General features: G+C 59.8%; 12 protein-coding genes and 2 pseudogenes. 5 read left to right on the top strand and 9 right to left on the bottom strand.

Annotated elements, in window-relative coordinates:
- Positions 1–90 precede the first annotated feature (90 nt).
- Positions 91–1,341: a phthiocerol/phthiodiolone dimycocerosyl transferase family protein gene (locus tag MUN86_RS27140; RefSeq protein WP_245127116.1), complete on the bottom strand. Its 1,251-nt coding sequence runs from the start codon at positions 1,339–1,341 to the stop codon at positions 91–93.
- A gap of 510 nt (positions 1,342–1,851) precedes the next feature.
- Complete coding sequence (locus MUN86_RS27135; protein WP_245127115.1) at positions 1,852–2,067, bottom strand: hypothetical protein; 216 nt, start codon at positions 2,065–2,067, stop codon at positions 1,852–1,854.
- A 430-nt stretch (positions 2,068–2,497) separates the two neighbouring features.
- Here MUN86_RS27135 and MUN86_RS27130 point away from each other — a divergent pair, with 430 nt between their 5' ends.
- Positions 2,498–3,088: a BLUF domain-containing protein gene (locus MUN86_RS27130; protein ID WP_245127114.1), complete on the top strand. Its 591-nt coding sequence runs from the start codon at positions 2,498–2,500 to the stop codon at positions 3,086–3,088.
- Between the two features lie 205 nt (positions 3,089–3,293).
- Positions 3,294–4,514 (top strand): PAS domain-containing sensor histidine kinase, encoded by a 1,221-nt coding sequence (locus tag MUN86_RS27125; RefSeq protein ID WP_245127113.1) that lies wholly within the window; start codon positions 3,294–3,296, stop codon positions 4,512–4,514.
- A 1,066-nt stretch (positions 4,515–5,580) separates the two neighbouring features.
- Here the strand turns inward: MUN86_RS27125 and MUN86_RS27120 are convergent.
- The 7 genes and pseudogenes from MUN86_RS27120 to MUN86_RS27090 all read right to left on the bottom strand — a co-directional run bounded on the left by MUN86_RS27120 (position 5,581) and on the right by MUN86_RS27090 (position 13,177).
- Positions 5,581–6,626: pseudogene (locus MUN86_RS27120) on the bottom strand (chemotaxis protein CheB).
- A 202-nt stretch (positions 6,627–6,828) separates the two neighbouring features.
- Positions 6,829–7,131: a hypothetical protein gene (locus tag MUN86_RS27115; protein WP_245127112.1), complete on the bottom strand. Its 303-nt coding sequence runs from the start codon at positions 7,129–7,131 to the stop codon at positions 6,829–6,831.
- Positions 7,132–7,465: 334 nt separating this feature from the next.
- The gene (locus tag MUN86_RS27110) at positions 7,466–8,113 is read right to left on the bottom strand and encodes a response regulator (protein ID WP_245127111.1); all 648 of its coding nucleotides are present in this window, start codon (positions 8,111–8,113) and stop codon (positions 7,466–7,468) included.
- Positions 8,031–11,468: a PAS domain-containing sensor histidine kinase gene (locus MUN86_RS27105; RefSeq protein WP_245127110.1), complete on the bottom strand. Its 3,438-nt coding sequence runs from the start codon at positions 11,466–11,468 to the stop codon at positions 8,031–8,033. The genes MUN86_RS27110 and MUN86_RS27105 overlap by 83 nt, the downstream gene beginning before the upstream one ends.
- 391 nt (positions 11,469–11,859) lie before the next feature.
- Positions 11,860–12,141 carry a hypothetical protein gene (locus MUN86_RS27100; RefSeq protein ID WP_245127109.1) on the bottom strand — a complete coding sequence of 94 codons (282 nt, stop codon included), beginning with the start codon at positions 12,139–12,141 and terminating at the stop codon, positions 11,860–11,862.
- A gap of 217 nt (positions 12,142–12,358) precedes the next feature.
- On the bottom strand, positions 12,359–12,571 hold the full coding sequence (locus tag MUN86_RS27095) for a hypothetical protein (RefSeq protein WP_245127108.1): 213 nt from the start codon (positions 12,569–12,571) through the stop codon (positions 12,359–12,361).
- 447 nt (positions 12,572–13,018) lie between these two features.
- Positions 13,019–13,177 (bottom strand): hypothetical protein, encoded by a 159-nt coding sequence (locus tag MUN86_RS27090; RefSeq protein WP_245127107.1) that lies wholly within the window; start codon positions 13,175–13,177, stop codon positions 13,019–13,021.
- 3 nt (positions 13,178–13,180) lie between these two features.
- Here MUN86_RS27090 and MUN86_RS27085 point away from each other — a divergent pair, with 3 nt between their 5' ends.
- The 3 genes and pseudogenes from MUN86_RS27085 to MUN86_RS27075 all read left to right on the top strand — a co-directional run bounded on the left by MUN86_RS27085 (position 13,181) and on the right by MUN86_RS27075 (position 18,683).
- A complete protein-coding gene (locus MUN86_RS27085) occupies positions 13,181–13,849 on the top strand; it encodes an arylamine N-acetyltransferase family protein (RefSeq protein ID WP_245127106.1) in 669 nt (222 codons plus the stop codon).
- Between the two features lie 538 nt (positions 13,850–14,387).
- Positions 14,388–15,329, top strand: coding sequence for a UTP--glucose-1-phosphate uridylyltransferase (locus MUN86_RS27080; protein WP_245127105.1), 942 nt, complete (start codon positions 14,388–14,390; stop codon positions 15,327–15,329).
- A gap of 24 nt (positions 15,330–15,353) precedes the next feature.
- Positions 15,354–18,683 (top strand): annotated as a pseudogene (locus MUN86_RS27075) (UTP--glucose-1-phosphate uridylyltransferase).
- The last annotated feature ends 6 nt before the right edge of the window (positions 18,684–18,689 follow it).

Genomic DNA, 18,689 nt, shown 5'->3' with positions numbered 1-18,689 from the left:
AGTATCTCACCGATAGAGGGAAATCACTTGTTCCCGTTATCGGCGCCATCAGGCAGTGGGGCGACCAGCATGATCCGCGTTTACGGACGATTAGTGAAAAGAACATTCGGTCTTAGCCACCACCTTATCCTGACAAGCATTGTCGAGGATCTGCTCCATTTCCAAAAGTAAGCCGGGAATGGGCGTATCGCTCGTGTTGGTCAGGCAAAGTGAGCCGTTGGTTGTCAAGGCACCAATCGTCTGTTCCATTCCTTTCCCCGAGCGGACCATTGGGCCATACAACGCTTCCAGTTTTAAGGGACCGAAATCAGTTTTATATTTTAACCGGACCAGGTTGGTCACCATGATATGATGGTTGAATGCCTGTTTAAGGGCGTCCAGCATTAACTGCATATCATTGTGGCCGAAGACAAGGTTGCGGAAAAACGATAAGTAGCCCGTCGTATATTCAACGGAACTGGTTCCCCCCAGCCCAGCCTTCGCCAGTCTGGCCAAATCCCAAAAAGATAGGTACGGCTGGTGTTCAAAAAACACGGATTGGGTGGTGATATTCAGGCCAACGTTATCATCTAGGTGGAGGGCGCCTCGTGTGCAAACAGGCGAAACCAACTCCATCCTGGTCTGGTCCCACTCCGGACGCATTTTCCTCGTAGCCAGTAATACGGCCGCGCAAATGGCACCGTGGACGCTGGTATTTTCTTGTCTGGCGCGTTCGAGAAGGTTGCGGGTTGTGCTTGCAGAAAAGCGGTGCGATGAAACCAAGGGCTGAACTACCTCCGTCTTCATTTTCAGTTCAAGCACTTGCTCGACCGTCTGCGCGGGCAGATCTTCCGGCAGATCGAGGGTTTGGTCGTTGGACACTTGCGGCTCCAGTAGTGCAAGCTCATTTCCGGTAACGGCCAGCAGTATGTCCCGCGTTAAATAGCTCAAGGAGGTCCCATCGGCCACCGTGTGGTTGGCGGCCAGGATCAGGACGGTGCTGTCTGTTTTTTGCAACAAAACAACCCGTAAAAGCGGGCCTTCGGCCGTGTTAAACCTTACGGAAAGCTCCTTCTCAACCTCTTGTTCCCACCGGTAATTTTGCTCTACGTGCACCACGCGGAGCGGAATGGGCAGGTTCTCCACGTGCTGTAAGGTAGGTCGCCCCAACTCATCTAGCGCAACTCGGACCGAGAGATTCGGATGGCGTTGTTGTACTATGTCGATGGCCTTCCTCCATTTTTCCACGGGCTGGGTTCCCGAGATGTCTGCGGCCAGACAAAAATCCTTGGAATCAATTTGATCTAGCAGCCAAAACGTTTTTTCAAATGCCCCCAAGGTGCGGTTCTGTTGTCTTTTCATTTTGCATTGATTTAGGTGAGGGATAGCAACAGGGAAGTTCCTGCGCTAACTTGAATGCAAAATTGGCGGACTGAGACAGGGTAGATAATGGACAAAAGTCGAAGGGGCATGCACATTTTGCCATCCGTTTGATCCCTTCTAACAGTAATTTAAATGACTACCTAAAATGATTAACCTTTCTTAATGTATCACCTTGCCAATGGTTCTTTAATATCTAATAACCTCGGTATAGTATAATATTCGGTTTCCGTGAATGTTAAATAAACTATTGTAGATAGAACCTATCACGCACCAGCTATTTTTTAATCTGTGGTATAAGCCGACTTATCCTCCGTTTAGCCTGTGCACTGCAGGCCATTACAGTGCTCAATAAATACTGACAGCAACACGAATTAGGCGCTTCATGCGGAAAGGGGTAAATGCTGACCGTACGACTACTAATTGTTATCGGGTAGCGCAAGTCAAGGCCTACTTACGCCTCAATCCTCGAGCCCTAACCATTAGACTCATTTAGCATCTTACACACGCCCACGGGTGTTGCGGGGTCGGGCCGGCTACCTCCACGACCAGTTGCCCACCCGTAGCGGCGAGTTCTTCCCGGACTTCCTTGAGTACGCGGGCCAGGTTCACCGACTCGCGGGCTAGATCCGTTTGCTGCCGAGTGCTACCAAAGTCGGCCAGGCGGTCGAGCGTGTGGCGAAAGCGGGCCAACGGCTCCTGCATCATGATCAGGATGGGAGTGAATTATGCACCAGGCCTTGCTCTAAGAGGCGAAAATAGGTGCTTTTCCGCTCCGGAATTGGCGGAGCTACCTCTAGCAGCACCTGAGGCAGGGGAAGAGGCGCGGTTGCCCACGCGGCGGGTGGTAGAGCAGGCCTGAGCGAACTGGCAGGCGCGGGGCATTGCGCAACGCCTGCGCGCCTACGCGTTGTGGGAGCTCTACGTAGCGTATACCTGTGTCCAAGCGCAACTTCGGGCGATTTTAGCCCAGCAACGAAGCGAGCAGCCTCCAGGAATCCTCCCGATAGCGCCTGATTAGAAGGGGGGGGTACTGGAAGGAGGCCCCACCACCGCGGTCTACCTCGACCGTAAACCGGTACTTATCGCGCGTAAAACCCGTTTATATCCCGCTCTTCGCGCTCGTATATACGGGTACATGACCAATCCTTCCGCCTCGGATGAGGCCCTTCGCCGCCGCGCTGTGGCCGCCGCCATTGCCCTGACCGTAAACACGCCCTTGGCGCCCAAACGTTACGAACGCCAGTTGCTGGCTCGCTACCAAGCCGGGGAACTCACTATTGACCAAGTGCTCGAGCTACTGGAGGCCAGCGTTTACCACGTCTTCTACCACAGCCGGGCCCGGCCCGGCCTCGTGCAAGCCGATCTGGACGCGCTGCTGGACTGGTCGCGCCGCTACAATGCCGCTCACGGCCTAACGGGTTTGCTCTTGTACAGTGACGAGCGGTTTGTGCAGGTGCTCGAAGGCACGGAAACGGCCGTGCGCACGCTCTTCACCCGCATTCAGCAGGATGAGCGGCATACGCAAGTCGTCACGCTCAGCGAGGGGCCCGGACCCAAGCGCTGGTTTGCCGAGTGGAGTATGACCTTAGGCGAGGTCAATGCCCGCGAACTCGAGCACGTACTGGACATCGTCGAGACGAAGACCGCTGGGCCGGTGGCCCCGCTTGATCCGCATCTAGCCATTCTCCTGCAGGCCTTCGGTCTCGCTGATCCTGACCTGGGCTAGCCTAGCAGCCTTTCTTACCGTCACTGCCCCGCTCATTCAATGTCCTATAATCCGCCTAGTACAACTACCGGTGGCGAGGTAGATACGGGCTTCGGCCAGGGAGACCCCAGATCCTGCCGAAATAGCGTAGTTTCGAATAACAGCCGTATCTTCCTTCCTGGCGAGGGGCGGCCCTGGCTTACCTGATCCTCTACCTGATGCTGCTATGCTCTCCCCTCAACCCGAGCCGCTGTCCTTGGAAGCGCAACTGGCGGCCCTGCAAGAAGAAAATCGGCAGCTGCGGGCCGGCCAACTCGTGGCGCAGGTGGTGCAGGCCGCCGCCGATGACGAAGAGCAGCGGCAGGCGCGGTTTCGGACCGTGTTTGAGAATTCACCGTTCGGGCAGAAAATCATCACCTCGGACCTGCTGATCCGCCAGGCCAACCAGGCCGTGGTAAAGATGCTGGGCTGTGGCCGCCTGGAAGACGTGGTGGGTCACCGCATCCTGGAGTTTGCCCACCCTGACTTCGCCGACGACTGGCGGTATCTGCAGCAGCGGCTGTGGGCGCATAAGCTGCCGCACTTCCGGCTGGAAACCTGCTTGGTGCGCCCCGACGGCTCCTCGTTCTGGTGTCAGGTCACCTCCATCCGCTTCCCCGACGGGGAGCACGAGCTCGGCTACACCCAGCTCGAGGATATCAGCGAGCGCAAGGCCCTGGAGTTATCGTTGAAGCGCCTCTACGACGCGCAGGAAACCATTCTGCATCTAGTCACGCATGACGTGAAGACGCCCATTGCCCACATCCAGCTGCTGACCGACCTGTTGCAGCGCCAAGCGGCGATGGCCCCACAGGCGCCGGACGAAGCGCAGGATACGGCGCGTTACTTGGCCCTGATCCGCCAGGCCTGCGCCGAGGCTAACAAGCTGCTGCAGGACGTGCTGTTTCTCGGCTCGCTCGACGCGGCCCACTTAAAAAAGCAACCCACCGACCTAGTCGCTTTGCTGGAACGGCGGCTGGCCCCGCACCAGCTGGTGGCTCACGACAAGAACCTGACGCTCACCCTGGAGGTGCTCACCCAGCCCTTGCAAGCTAATCTGAACGCCGACATCTTCGGGCGGGTGGTGGACAACCTGGTCAGCAACGCCTTGAAGTTCACGCCGGCCGGGGGCCAGGTGACGGTGCAACTACAGGAGTGCCCGGGCTGCGTGCAGCTCACGGTCCGTGACACGGGCATTGGCATTCCCGCAGCGCTGCAGGAGCAGCTCTTTGACAAGTTCAGTTCCTCGGCCCGAGTGGGCGTGGGGGCGAGGCCAGCACGGGGCTGGGCCTGTTTATTACCCGCCAGATTGTGTTGTTGCACCGCGGCAAGCTGTGGGTGGAGAGCCAGGAGGGCGTGGGCACCTGCTTTTTTGTGGAGCTGCACTAAGCAGGATAGTGGGGTCTAGCAAACGTGCCTTAGTAGGTACCGGTAGGAGAGTAGCATTTCCTAGCTAGTTAAACAGTAAAAAAGTTGCTTTACGTAACTCGAGTGGCGGTTGCAAAAGTCGACATCCATTTCGGTTGGCCTCAATACTAGCTGCTTTTTAGTGGTTCAGTCGCCAGAAAGTGGCTGCCTTAGTCCAGATTTTTTCTGGCTATCAGACTTCTACAACCGCTACTCGACTTATATGACTGACTAATTTCATTATCATTGGTATAGCTCCACCTACTGATTTCATTGTGTATTATGCTCTCCCTTCTGCTTTCCTGCTGGTTGGCCTGGAGCGGCCCTTTTCCCGTTTTACACAGGCAAGTGCCACAGGATAAAACGGGAACTGCTCCCTACCTAGTGGGTACTTGGATCATGGCGGGTTCCGTATACGAAAAATCGCGCCGTACCTCCAAAACAACAGTCGTTATAGAGTCGACGAGCGTCATGTGTAATAGCTGTGCCGAAGTCACCTTCCGAGCGGACGGTACGGGACAAGTGAAGGGCGAAGGCGGCAGGGGAGACAGTACAACCTTTAGGTGGCAACGACAGGCAGCGACCTTGACCTTGCGCAATAGCCTATCGACCCGATACCCCGCTTTAGCGAATGGACGCTATACTATCTCCACTTCGCTACAGCCGAGTGGGCTGACGGTCTTGGAGTTGATGGATGCAAAGAAAGTACGGCACATTCTCCGCCGGTAGGCCATGGCTTAGTCTGTTGAAAATAGAATTTTAGGCCTGTAGAGCAAGCTAAAGCGTTAAGCCCTTGCCTTGGTTTTGTCGCTTAACGTACTCTTTGTGGCTGTTGCAAAAGTCTGCTAGTCGGCGGACAACAGGTACTTGGAGCCCCCGCCGCTTAGCAGGGGCGCTCCGCCAGCTTGTTTAGAGCTATATAAGCGCCGATGTGACCCCGTAGATTACCTGCGCAGAGTTTTGCAACAGCCACTCTACGTATCGGACAACGATAAATCTGATGATGCCTTGCCTACACCTAGTTGACACGTAATAGGGGTGATAATCGCGCGGCGGGCAAGGGCTGCTTAGGTCAACTTCTTTCGCTCGAATTGTAAATCGCCACTCAGGGCCTCCTGCTTCAGGATGGACTCGTGCACGACGCGGGCCTGGCGGCCGGTTTCGTCGGCCTTGGCAAAAAACAAGTGGGCCACATGGTCTTGCCCGTTCTCGACGAAATGCATTCCTACGTTGTGTAGCAGCATCTTGGTTTCTTCCAGCCCGCGCATGGACTGGTAGAGCATACTTTCCACCGATTGAGTGACTTCGCTGAGCAAGGCGCTGACGGTATACGCATGTCCCGTGTGGCAGCGGTAGCGAATCAAGTTGCCTTCCACTAGTTGGGTGAGCGCGCCGTGACAATCGGGGCAGGTGAAGGGGGTGAGCTTGCCTTTCTCGATGATACCTAATTCGAAGCCGCCGCCCTGCTTGGCAATAGTGAACTCGATTTTCAGCAAATCCAATTCGGCAGCGGACAGACGAGTTTTGGCGGGCGCCCGCTCCTGCGTCAGCCGCCCTAGCAGCGCCCCTAATTGGGCGAGTGGCACGACAAAATCGGCCACGACGAATTCGAGGGCGTTGGCGGGCATCGAGGGCTGCTCGGCATCTAGTGGCTCTTGAACAATGGCATACCCACCCATCCGCTGCACCGACCACAGGCCCGAGGTGCCGTCGTCGAGGTAGCCGGTGAGCACGACCCCAATTACCCGGGGGCCGTAGGTGTAAGCCGCCGAACGAAACAGCGCGTCAATGGAGGGGCGAAACCGGTTTTCTTTCGGGCCTCGCGTGCTCAACACCCGGTTGTCTTCGAGCAGCAAGTGGTGGTCGGGGCGGGCCACGTAGATGACACCGGCTTCAACTATTTCCTCGTCCTGCGGGTGCCGGGCGGGCAGCGCCGACACCGAGCTAAGCAACTCCGGCAGTATACTGGGAGAATCGGGGGTAAGTGTTGCACCACGAAAATCGGGGCCGGAAAGTCAGGCGGCAAAGATTTAACGAGCTCAAGCAACGCCGCTACCCCGCCGGCCGAAGCGCCGATGACGATAATGTCCCGATAAAACTTTCGGCTTTTCACGGGGGCGACGTAGTCATGGCGTTTTCTAGAACAAAGTGAAAGGCAGGCAGAATAGCAGTTGCGCCAGCTACGGTCGCCGGCCTGGCTAACTGCCACTTACCGGCCGTGCTCAGCCCACACGACCCTAGCGCAAGCAGGAGCAGGAAAGTAAGCCCCGTAAATCCGGGTCCTGTTGAGTAGCAGCTCTACCTGCTTGACTCTCTTACGCAGGTAAGTGAAATAAGGCGCCTAATTTTAACTGGTGCAGGCACTCGTGCAGTACCGGATCTACGTTGCACAACCAGATGTCAGTCCGCCGCCGTCGCATATTCAAGAGCAGTGACACAAAGTGGCCAATGCCCAGCGGGTGCGGCGCAAAGAGGCTGCCGCAGTCAACGAGTAGTTGGGCCGGCGGCTCTACCAGCAGGGAAGCTAGCTGCTTGGCATCCAAGCCCGCCAGATTCACGGGCGTTAGCGCGGCGGCTCCACCCGGTCCGGCAAGCGAAACAGGAAAGTACTCTAACATAATTACGGAGGAAAAGCACGAGGGAAACCCCGAAACGACAAACCAGTGGACGCTCTAGGCAGTTGCTAATGGCTGGAAGCTAGCTTTAAAAGCAAATAGGCTTTTTCAGCAGCTTCCAGAATTAAAGTAGGCCTACGAATAGGTGTACAAAGGAACCGTTTCTTTCGCCTCGCCAGCCCCGCACATTTACGGGATTGTCGGGGGTAACTACCAAATTATAGCTCCGTATTCATACGGTGACGCCCTCGCCGGGCGTTGAGCCCGCTTAGCGTAGCAAGAGGTTGGGTGCCAGTCTTAAAGCCGAGAACCCGGCCGGGAGTCGAGCCTTTTCTGGCTAGAGCAAGCCTTGCTCGATGGCATACTTAACCAGAGCCGGGGTATTGCTGACCCCGGTTTTTTCCAGCAGGTTCTGCCGGTGCGACTCGACCGTGCGCCGGCTGGTAAAGAGCTTGTCGGCAATCTGTTGGTTGGTGAGCCCGGCGGCCACCAGTTGGAGTATTTCGCGCTCTCGGTGCGTGAGGAGCGCCCCGGCGCCCGCGGCCGCCTTAGGTTGGCTAGGCTCGAGCAGCAGGAGTTTATCAAGCAGGCCCAACCCGATTTCCGAGCACAAAAAACGCTGGCCCGCCGCCACGCTCTGCAAGGCCGCGACTACTTCGTGCTTCGCCGCGTTTTTGAGCACGTACCCGTGCGCCCCGGCCGCCAGGATTTCCCCGATGGTCCGCTCGTGGGTCATCATCGAGAGCAGCAGGATGCGCAGGTGCGGGTGCTCTTCCCGCAGGCGATGGGTGGTGGCCAGCCCGTCCAGTACCGGCATGTTCAAGTCCAGTAGCACGACGTCGGCGGCCACGTTCGGCAGTTGATCGAGCAATTCTTGCCCGTTGGCCGCTTCCCCCACCACTTCAAAGAGGGGATTGTCGGTGAGCAGCGTGCGGAGGCCGTCGCGGATCAGGACGTGGTCGTCGACGATAAAAACGCGAATCATAACTAGGAAAATAAGGGCAGGGGAATGCGCAGACGGACGTGCGTGCCGAATTCGGGGAGGAGTCGATGGCAACGGTGCCGCCGAGCAGCGCCACGGCGTCGCGCACGGTGCGCAGACCCAGGCCTTCGGCGGCGGTCTGCGTATCGAACCCATGGCCATTGTCTTCGGCCCGCAAGCTAACCCAGTTCGGCAAGGTTTCCAGCTCCAACGTCGCCTGCGTGGCGCCGGCGTGCCGCACGATGTTGTGGGCCAGCTCCTGGGCCAGGCGGAAGAGGGTCACTTGGATGGGCGCCGGCAGCTCCCGTTCCTCGCCCCAAATCTGGCAATCCACGCGCAACTGCGGCGTCGATAAATCCCGGCAGACATCGCGCACGGCGGCCGCCAAGCCAAACTCGGTGAGGGAGGTGGGCACCAGCTCGTGGGCCAGCGTGCGGGTCTGGTGCATGGCGTCGGCCAGCAGGCGGGCGGTTTGCTGGTGCAAGCCGGCCAGAGCGGGCAAGGCCTGCAACGCGGGCGTGTCCAGCTGATCGAGGTGCAGCTTGGTGGCGTACAGCACTTGGCCTAAGCCGTTGTGCAGCACTTCCGCCAGGCGTTGCCGCTCGTTTTCTTGCGCTTGCAGAATGGCTAGTAGCAATTCTTTGTGCCGGTCCAGCTTCAGGGCTAGGTTCTCGGCTTCCAGCCGCTCGACGTCGCTCACGTCCAGGCATACGCCGAGCACCCGTTCCGGCGTCCCCGGCGCGGCGGGAAGCAGCACGGCTTTAAAGTCCACGGTCCTTACTGCGTCGCCCACGCGCAGCCGCAATCGAGCGTCAAAGTTGCTCGTGCCGGCCCCTATAATACGCAGTAGCCGCGCCGCTGTGCCCCGGTCGTCGTCGAGCACGGCATCGAGAAAGTGCTGGAGACTGACAGTGCTGCCTACCGGACGGCCCAAGAGGCGGTACAAGCCGTCGGACCAGGTAAGGACTCGAGTGCCCAAGTCGTAGTCCCAACTACCCATACCAGCTACTGCCTCGGACTCCTGCAGCAGCGTCAAACTCTTTATTTGCGCCTGCTCGAGCAGCTTGCGCGCCGTAATGTCTTCGGCGCTGTACAGCAATCCGTCGTTTAGCTTCACTCCTACCAGCCGAAACCAGTGGTTGTACCCTTCGTGGTTGTAATACACCTCGAAGTCAGCTCGCCGGCCGGTTTCCACGACGGCCTTGAACTGCTCGAAAATCCCCGTGCTTAGAGCCCCCGGGTGCAATTCGTTGTGGCGCTGGCCAATCAGGGATTGACCGCGGTGGTACGCTTGCGTGACGGGGTTGACCAGCACGTACTCGAAATCCAGGATGCGGCCCTCGGCGTCGCGTACGGCTTGCAGCAGCATGACGGCATTGGTGCTGGAATTAAACACCGATTGCAGCCGGTCCTGGCTGTCGCCAAGGGCCCGGGTGCGCTCCGCGACTTGCTGCTCCAACCCGGCATTGAACTCGAGCAGCACTTGTTCGGCCTGCTTGCGGACGCTCACGTCGCTGGCAGCGCCCAACCAGCTCGTGAGCCTGCCCTGCGCGTCGAGCACCGGAATGGCCCGCGAGTGCGTCCAGCCTTCGGTGCCGTCAACCCGCCGCACGCGGTGCTCTAGTTCAAAGGGAAGTTTGCGGCCAATGGCCTCGGCGATGGCCGCCTGCACCCGGGGCCGGTCCGTTGCCGGGATGTATTCTTCGGACCAAGTGGGGGTCGGGCGCAAGGCATCAGCCAGAAAATCCTTGCCAATCAGCAGTTCCATGCGCGTCCAGTCGGCGCTCACCCGGTACACGGTATCCGACGTAGCCGTGACCAGCAAGCGGAACTGCTCCTCGCTCTGGCGCAGGGCTTCTGCAGCTTCGTGGTGGGCCGTAACGTCGAGGAGTACACTGCTGACGCGCACCGGCTTTTTCCGCTCCCATTCCACCACCCGGCCGACTTCGGACAGCCAGCGGACCGCCCCGTCATCGGGGCGTACGATGCGGTAGTCGGCTTGGAATTCCCCGTGCGCCTCCACCTGTTGGCGAATACCCGACCACGTCGCGTCGCGGTCCTCGGGGTGCGTTAGGGCTATGGCCTGCGCCACGGGTAGCACGCCCTGCGCGGGGTCGAGGCCCAGCATCAGAAACCGCTCGTCGTTGCCCCACATCACGTCCTGCCGGTAGTCCCAGGTACAAATGCCCAGGTGGGCCAGCCCGATGGCCTGCCGCAGGCGGTCGTCGGATTCGCGCAGGGCTTGCTCGGTTTGCTTGCGGGCCGTGATGTCGCTAAAAAGCACGGCCACGTGCTGGTCGGGCGGGAACCCCACGGCAAAGGCATTCACGTCAAACCAGCGGTGCACTGATTCGGCGTAGCCTTCAAAGCGCGTGGGCTCCCCGGTGCGGGCCACCCGGCCGTACAGGTCAGCGGCGAAGGGCGCGCTGGCGGGCACCAACTCGTTCATGGTTTGCCCTAGGGCCACGCGCAGGCCGGTATGCTTTTCAAACGCCGGGTTGACGTCCAGGAAGCGGTAGTCGACGGGACGTTGCGCTTCGTCGAAGAGAACTTCCAGCACGCAGAAGCCTTCGTCCATCGAGTTGTAGAGCGCGGCGTAGCTATCGGTGGCGCGCTGGGTTAACTCGTCTTTCACTTGCAGTAGTTCCTCGGCGGCCTGCTGGCGCTCGGTGATATCCTGGATCAGGCCGAGGAGCTTCACGGGCTGGCCCGCGGCGTCGCACTCCACCCGGCCGTGGGCTTCGAGTAGGCGCAGGTGGCCGTCGGGGTGGTAGATGCGGCGCCGGTAGGAGTAGGGCTGGCGGCCCGCAATGGCTTGGGTCAGTACCTGCTCTATCAGCTGGATGTCGTCGGGGTGGGAACGTGAATCAATGAACGATGAGCTGGGCGTAAAGGCGCCGGGCTTTTCGCCAAACAAGCGGAACAGGCCATCGGAAAAATGCAGGTAGCCCGTGGCTAGTTCCAGCTCGTAGCTGCCGGTGTGGGCCACGGCTTCGGTGCGCCGGAGCAAGGTATCGCTGGCAGTTTGTTGGACCTGGTGCTGCTGTTCCCCCTCCTTCTGCGCGGTGATGTCCTGCCAGTATACCACCCAAGCGTCGGCTTGCTGGGCCGTGGCCATGGTAATCCATTGCTGGTGGTGAGGCAAAAAAAACTCGCTCAGGGGCTGCGGGCTGCTCGTTACCTGTTGCAAGGCCTGTTGGAGGTCACCTGGTAGCGTACCACCCGGCAGTTGCCCCACGGGCTTGCCCAGCAGGTCCGGTTGCGGAACGCCCCACCAATGGGCGGCCAGCTGATTGAGGCGCAGCACCGTCCCGTGCGCGTCCAGAACCACCACGCCCCAGGGCAGGGTCTCGAGCAAAGATTCCGCGTCTGGTCCACCCCCGCAGCATCACCCACGGGGGCTGGGGTAGCGGGCCGCCCGGCGGAGCATCGTTACGGGAGGTGGTTTTGCGCATGCACGAGAGGTGCCAACAGGAAGCAGTTAGTGGCCTGTTACCAAGGTTTACGCAAGCGTATACGTTTTAGCTAAGCGAGAAAGTGTACGCCAGAGCAAAGCACTACCTGGCCTTATACTGGTTGCGGCCAGCAGCGCTTCCGGGTAGGTCGATTACCAGCCATGCCACTGCTTGGCTAACGGCGTCAATTCAAGGAGCGGCGCTCGTGACCCGCGGCCAAAATAACGGAAGCCACGGCCAGCAGGTGCTGGCGGGCTTCGGCGGCCACCATGGGCGCTTGCTCGAACGAGCACGTCAGATCCACTGGTAACTCCCGCCCAGTCCTACATCCAGGCCCGTCTGCCTCGTCGAATACGATGAGACGGGGGAGTGCTCTTCTGGAGCAGGCTTGATCGATAACAGAACCAGCCGGCGCGAACCGAGGTCGGGCACGGCCAGATCTACCCGGCCTAACAGGGGCAAGCTCAGCAGTGCCTGGTGCCAAGCCAGTACAACGTGCACGACAACCAGGGGCTGTTCGTCGTAGCTGCACAGCTTCAGCAGCAAGTACGTGGGGACCGGGGTGAAACTATTCATGCCCAATAAGGAAAAAGAACTTCTAAAAAATTGCGATTTGCTGGTCCCGCATCAGTCTAGCCAAAGGGGTGGCGAAACGCGAAACGCTTAATCCATTGTTACCTCCGGCAAGGCTCCGTAGCCCCAGGAGCGTCGCCCTCGGGCCGCGGAGCCACGGCGGCAAGGCCGTTTCCAGCTACGGGCAAACAAACAACGGAGAGATAAAGAGGCGGCGCAGCTAGCCGACTCGGCCGGCTTCGGTAGCCGCGTCGAGGGCTTGGCGCATAGCCGCCCAGCTTAGCTCGCCCGCCACGTAGCGGGCGTAGAGCTGCTGCGCGGAAGGGGAATTTCTAGCTTTTAAGCGGGGTAGGAAGGCTTGCATCTGGGCCAACACCCACTGTCGCTGGACGGGCGTTTGGGCATGCGAGCCAAAGCGGGCATCATGTACCATACAAAGAACCGATAAGGAGCGCAGAGATACGCTACGCCAAAGGTGCAGGTAGAAAAACCGCAACCCACTTCGGATTATACGAAAACTGAACTTCGGATTATACGCAATTTCGTACAAGAAGAACTTAGAATAGTTGTGCCGTTCTCCCTGAGGCAGTAACATCTACGATAAGCAACTCTTGAAAAGCGCCGAGGAGTACTGTTTCTAGGTTGCTTCAGCGGCAGCTAATAGCATCAACCAAATGGTTATGCGAAGATGAGTTTGAATCAAGCGAAGAGGCCGACTACTTCTTTTTGTCTGAAGATGAAGGCAATAGCCACACGATTACCCTGTTCGAGTTCTGGGATCCTAAGGCCACGCCGCGGGCTGCTTATACCCAAATGCCTTTTTGAGCTTCTTACTCTCGCCAAACCGAACCGTAGTTTTGGGATTCTTACCGGAGGGCCGTTACCGCCGCACGCCGGTTTGGCCCACCGGCAGCGGCGGGGTACGCCCGAACCTTTCAGCACCACAGAGCGAGCGGGCGGTGCCGCCCGGCAACCAATGAATGTAAACCACTACCTCGCGCGGATTCAGTACCACGGTCCCCTGCAAATCGACGCACATACGTTGGCCGAGCTGCAGGAGGCCCACCTGCGGGCCGTGCCGTTTGAAAACTTGAGCATTCACGCCCGGCAGCCCATCGTGCTGGACGAGCGGCAGCTGTTTGCCAAGGTGGTCGAGCACCGGCGCGGCGGCTTTTGCTACGAGTTGAACGGGTTGTTTGCCCACCTGCTGCAGGAAATCGGGTTTCGCGTAACGCTGATTGCGGCGGAAGTGGGCAAACCGGACGGCACGTTCGGCCCTGCCTTTGACCACCTGGCGCTCGCAGTGGAACTCGACGACGTGTTCCTGGTGGACGTCGGCTTTGGCGATTCCTTTCGCCGGCCGCTGCGCCTGCATGACCGAGGCCCGCAGGTGCAGGGCCTTACCGCGTATCGCATTCACCAGGAAGGGGAGTACTACAAGCTCCAGCAGCAAAACCAGCACGTGCCGAATGCCCCGGGAGAAATCGTGTACCGGTTCAGGCGGCAGGCGCATAAGCTGGCGGAGTTCAACGACATGTGCGTGTACCACCAGACCTCGCCCGAGTCGCACTTTAGCCAAAAGCGGGTCTGCTCCCGGGCCACGGCGGACGGGCGCCTGACGCTGCGTGACCGGCGCCTGATCGTCACCCGGGGCCGTTGCGGGAAGAAACGACGCTCGACTCGGAAGAAGCCTTTGCCCAGGCCTTGCTAGAGCATTTCGCTATCCAGCTGTGAGCTACGCAAAAGCGATGAATAAACGGTCGTGGCTGTAGTAGAACTCTGATCTTGTTCTGGTAGGGCGTTCGATTCTCTTCGGCGCAACCCGTTAACGCTGCAGGCAAAGCCAGCAGATAGGGCCTGGTGGCAGCACAGGTAGAACTAGCGCCAGGCCTAACTTGGGAGGCTGCTTGGGCTGATAGTTAAGTAGCGTCAGGCCTCGAATTGTTTGTAGACCGTGCGCGAAGGAGGTACATCGTAGGGCAGATGGTACTAGGCGCTGTTGGCCCGCAAGCGGAAAAAACGGCATCGAGTAACTCGCGTTAGGCAACGGAAGCCGACCGTAGTCGTTGGTGCGCACACTGAGCTCAACCAATAAAGACTCAGTATCTTTCCAATCAGTCGGATAGGGTAGCCATGGCTACGATAAAGTCATGCCTCTTTTCTTTCTCTCCTATCTCTGAGGGGCTTGCTTTATTGCGCTGCCTGCAGCCTAGTGTATCTTGCCAGTCGTTTCCCTTCGAAGCCCCACTATGAAAGTTAAAAAAGCCGTCATTACGGCGGCCGCCCGCGGCGAGCGGCTCTACCCCGTGGCCGATACCATTCAGAAGGCGATGCTGCCCGTTATCGACCTCGATGGCCTGCACAAGCCCGTTATTCAAATCATTGCCGAAGAAGCTTTCAACAGCGGCATCGAAGAGCTGTGCGTGGTTTGCGCCCCCGGCGACGGCGAGCGTTACCTCAGCGCCTTTGCTTCCCTGCGCGACAACCTGGTGCGTTCGTACCAAGGTAGCGACTGGGCCACCCAGCAGGCCGATAAAATCGACTTTCTGCTGAGCCGGCTGCACTTTGCCGAGCAGGTCGAGCCATTGGGCTACGGCCACGCCGTGGCTTGCGCCCGCGATTTTGTGCAGAATGAGCCGTTTTTGCTGTTGCTCGGCGACTACCTCTACGTATCGGCCCGGCCGGGGCAACGCTGCGCGGCGCAGCTGCTAGCCCTGGCCGCGCAGGAGGACTGCGCCGTGTCGGCCGTCAACCCCACGATTGAACACCAGATTGGGCGCTACGGCACCCTCACCGGCCGGCTCGTGAGCGGGCGGGCGGGCACCTATGAGATCGAGAAAATCATCGAAAAGCCTTCGCTGAGCACCGCCGAGCTCGAGCTGCCCACGCCGGGCCTGAGGGCGGGTTACTACCTATGCTTTTTCGGCATGCACGTGCTCACGCCCAACATTTTTGCTATTCTAGCGCGCCACCAAGCAAGCAGTAGCGGCAACCTTTTGCTCACGCCAGCCCTGCAGGAACTAGCCGAGACCGAAAAATACCTGGCCCTCGAAATTCAAGGCACGCGCTACGACTTGAGCCGCCGCCACGGCCTGTTGCGGGCCCAACTCGCCCTGGGTTTGGCCGGCGAAGCTCGCGGGGAAACGCTCAGCACCATGGTCGAACTCTTGGCCGAAGCCAATGGCCGCTAAGCACGGAGGCCTTCTGCATTTCCCATGAATATACTCATTGAGACGATAACCTCGACCGACCCCACCAAACGGGACCGGTCGTTTTACGAGCTGGCCAAATCCCTCTCCGCGAAGGACTTGTTGAAAAGCCTGCGCGAGCTGGACAACTTTCGCAAGGCCACGCCGAGCCTCTACGACAAGGTGCGGGCCATCCTGTTTTTGTACGCGGGGTTCCGGTTTTTTCTGCAGGAATCGCCGGCCACGCCGGGGGTGGGCAAGATTCCCTACGCCGGCTTCGAGGACTTGCTGGCGCGGCGCTTCGAGCAAGCCATCAGCACGTTCCTAACCGAAGTGGACGCGCACGGACCGAACGCCATGCTCTTCAGCGCGCTGGCCGACAGTTACCACCAACTGTCCTTTCAAACCCTAGCCAACCAAGTGCGCAAGAGCGTGCGCTCGACCAAGGGCAACCAGTGGATGTTCCGGGTAGGCCACCAGGACGAGCACCCCATTCATATCCATAAAGCCTTGTTGCAGAAGCAGGAAGGCGCGCTCTTCTACCCGGTGCTGCACGAGCACACGGCCGTGCGCATGGATTTGACGCACAGCGGCTGGTCGGATATTTTCTTTCTGGGCATGGACTACCCTGAGGGCGCGCGGGTGGTCAACTTGTCGATAAACCTGGGCATGTTTGGGCGCGACAAAGACATCCGGCCGCCGCTGCACGCCTACGTGCGCGTCATTCCCGAGCCGGTGCTGCGCCTGACCAGCATCGACTTGAACACGACCAAGGACGTGGCCGATTTAACCGACTTGTTTAACTTCGGCAACGATTACCTGAGCTTGGTGAAAGCGGGCGTCATTGCCTCGGGCCTGATTCCGCCCTCCTTTGAGGGCACTGGTCAATCGTTGCCGCAACTGCTGGCCCGCATCGTGGCCCCGGGCATGGGCATCGAGCTCGTTACCAAGGTCAACGACATTCCGAAAGGCTCGCGCTTTGCCGTGTCCACCAACCTGCTGGGCTGCATTATCAGTTTGCTGATGCGCGCTACCGGCCAAACCAAAAGCCTTACCAACGGCCTCACCGAAGACGAGCGCCGCCTAGTGGCCTCGCGGGCCATTTTGGGCGAGTGGATTGGCGGCTCGGGCGGCGGTTGGCAGGATTCGGGCGGCGTGTGGCCGGGCATCAAGGCCATTCAGGGCACCTTTGCCCAGGCCGACGACCCCGAGTTTGGCATCAGCCGGGGCACGCTGCTGCCCGCCACCGCGTGCTGGCCGGGGACGACATTCACCCCGAAATGGGCGAGCGCATCCGCAACTCACTCGTGCTGTTTCACGGCGGCATGGCCTCCAACGTGGGCCCGATTCTGGAGATGGTGAGCGAGAAATACCTGCTGCGGGGCGAGAAGGAATGGGTTGCCCGGCAGTTCACCAACCAGGTGTTTGACAACATCTTGGGCGCGCTCAAAGAAGGCGACGTGCGCAAGCTGGCCGCCAACACCGCCCGCAACTGGGAGTACCCGATTAAGACGATTATTCCCTGGGCCTCGACCCACTTCACGGAGGAGATTATTGCCCGCGCCAAGCAGCAGTTCGGGCCGATTACTACGGCTTTCTGATGCTGGGCGGCATGTCGGGCGGCGGCATGGGCATGTTTGTGAACCCCGACCGCTACGAGGACTACAAGGTGCGCGTGCTGGAATTGCTGCGCTCGACCAAGCAGGAGCTGTCGGCGGCGCTGCCCTTCGCCATGGAGCCGGTGGTCTACAACTGGGACATCAACTACCAGGGCAGCTGGGCCACGCTGCACGAGGGCGCTCAGGCGCTCATGCCCGAGCAATACTACGCCATTCACGTCTCGCAACTCGTGAAGCAAGACCCGGCTACTATCTCGTATCTGCGCCGGGCGGAGGTCGATTTCTTCACCACCCACTGCGAGCAAAACAACCTGGCGTACCCGCTGCTGCGCACCATCGTCAGCAACCTGTTCCAGGTATCGGACCCCGGCGCGCAAGGCAACCGCAGCGTTGAAAACGAAAAGGCCGAGCGCATCAAACAGGAAAACGGCTTCGACTACATTCAGCACGAGGACATCCGAACGGACTTGCAGAAGGGCCGCATTGGCCTCTCCCGCAACCAGTTGCCGCTCGAAACCACCATTGCCGACGTGCTACCCGGCGACGCGGCGGTGCTCGACGAGTTGCGGGCCTATGCGCCAGCAGGCGAGGCCGCCATCCGGGCCGGCAAAGTGGGCGTATTGAGTTTGGCGGCCGGCGTGGGCAGCCGCTGGACCAAGGGCGCGGGCGTCATCAAGGCCCTGAATCCCTTTGTCGAGCTGGAAGGCCGGATGCGGAGCTTCCTCGAGATTCACCTGGCCAAAACCCGCCACACGGCCGCGCGCTACGAGGCCGTGATTCCGCACCTGGTGGCCACGAGCTACCTCACGCACGCCCCCATCCAGGCGCACCTGGCCCGGACCGGCAACCTAGGCTACGCCGGGCCGGTGTATCTCTCGGAGGGCCGCTCCATCGGCCAGCGCTTCGTGCCTATGGCCCGCGACCTGCGCTTTCTGTGGGAGGAAATGCCCCAGGAAACGCTCGACGAAAACAAGCAGAAAGTGCGCGACGCCGTGCGCAATACCATGATAGGGTGGGCCAGCAGCAAAGGCGAAGGCACCGACTACGTGGATAATATTGCGGCCCAGCGCTTCTCGCCGCTCGGCCACTGGTACGAGGTATCGAACCTGCTGCGCAACGGCACCCTGGCCCGCTTGCTGCGCGAGCAGCCGCAGGTAGAAACCCTGATGCTGCACAACATCGACACCCTTGGCGTCGACCTCGACGCGGCGGCCTTAGGCTACCACTTAGCCTCGGCCAACGTGCTGACCTTCGAGGTAGTGGCCCGCCGCATCGAGGACCGCGGCGGCGGCCTGGCCCGCGTCAACGGCCAACTGCGCCTGCTCGAAGGCCTGGCCCAGCCCCGCGAAGAAGACGAGCTTGGCCTGAGCTACTACAACACCATGACCACCTGGGTGCAAATCGACCCGCTGCTGGCCCTCTTCGGCCTCACCCGCGCCGAGCTGCAAACCGCCGACGAGGCGCGCCTGGCCCGCGCCGTGCGCAGCGTGGCCCAGCGCATCCCCACCTACGTCACCATCAAGGAGGTGAAGTACCGTTGGGGCCACGGCCAGGAAGACATTTACCCCGTCGCCCAAATCGAAAAGCTCTGGAGCGATATGTCGGCCCTGCCCGAGGTCCCCTGCGGCTACCTGGTGGTGCCCCGCCCCGCGGCCAGCAAATGAAAGACCCCGCCCAGCTGGATGCCTGGGTGACTGACGGCAGCAAAGATTACGTGGCGGGGCTGGCGGCTTTTTAAGGGAAA

Origin of the sequence: Hymenobacter volaticus (assembly GCF_022921055.1) — a bacterium.
Classification (GTDB): Bacteria; Bacteroidota; Bacteroidia; order Cytophagales; family Hymenobacteraceae; genus Hymenobacter; species Hymenobacter volaticus.
The sequence above is the reverse complement of the archived record's forward strand: the minus strand, read 5'-3'. Positions and strand labels throughout refer to the sequence as shown.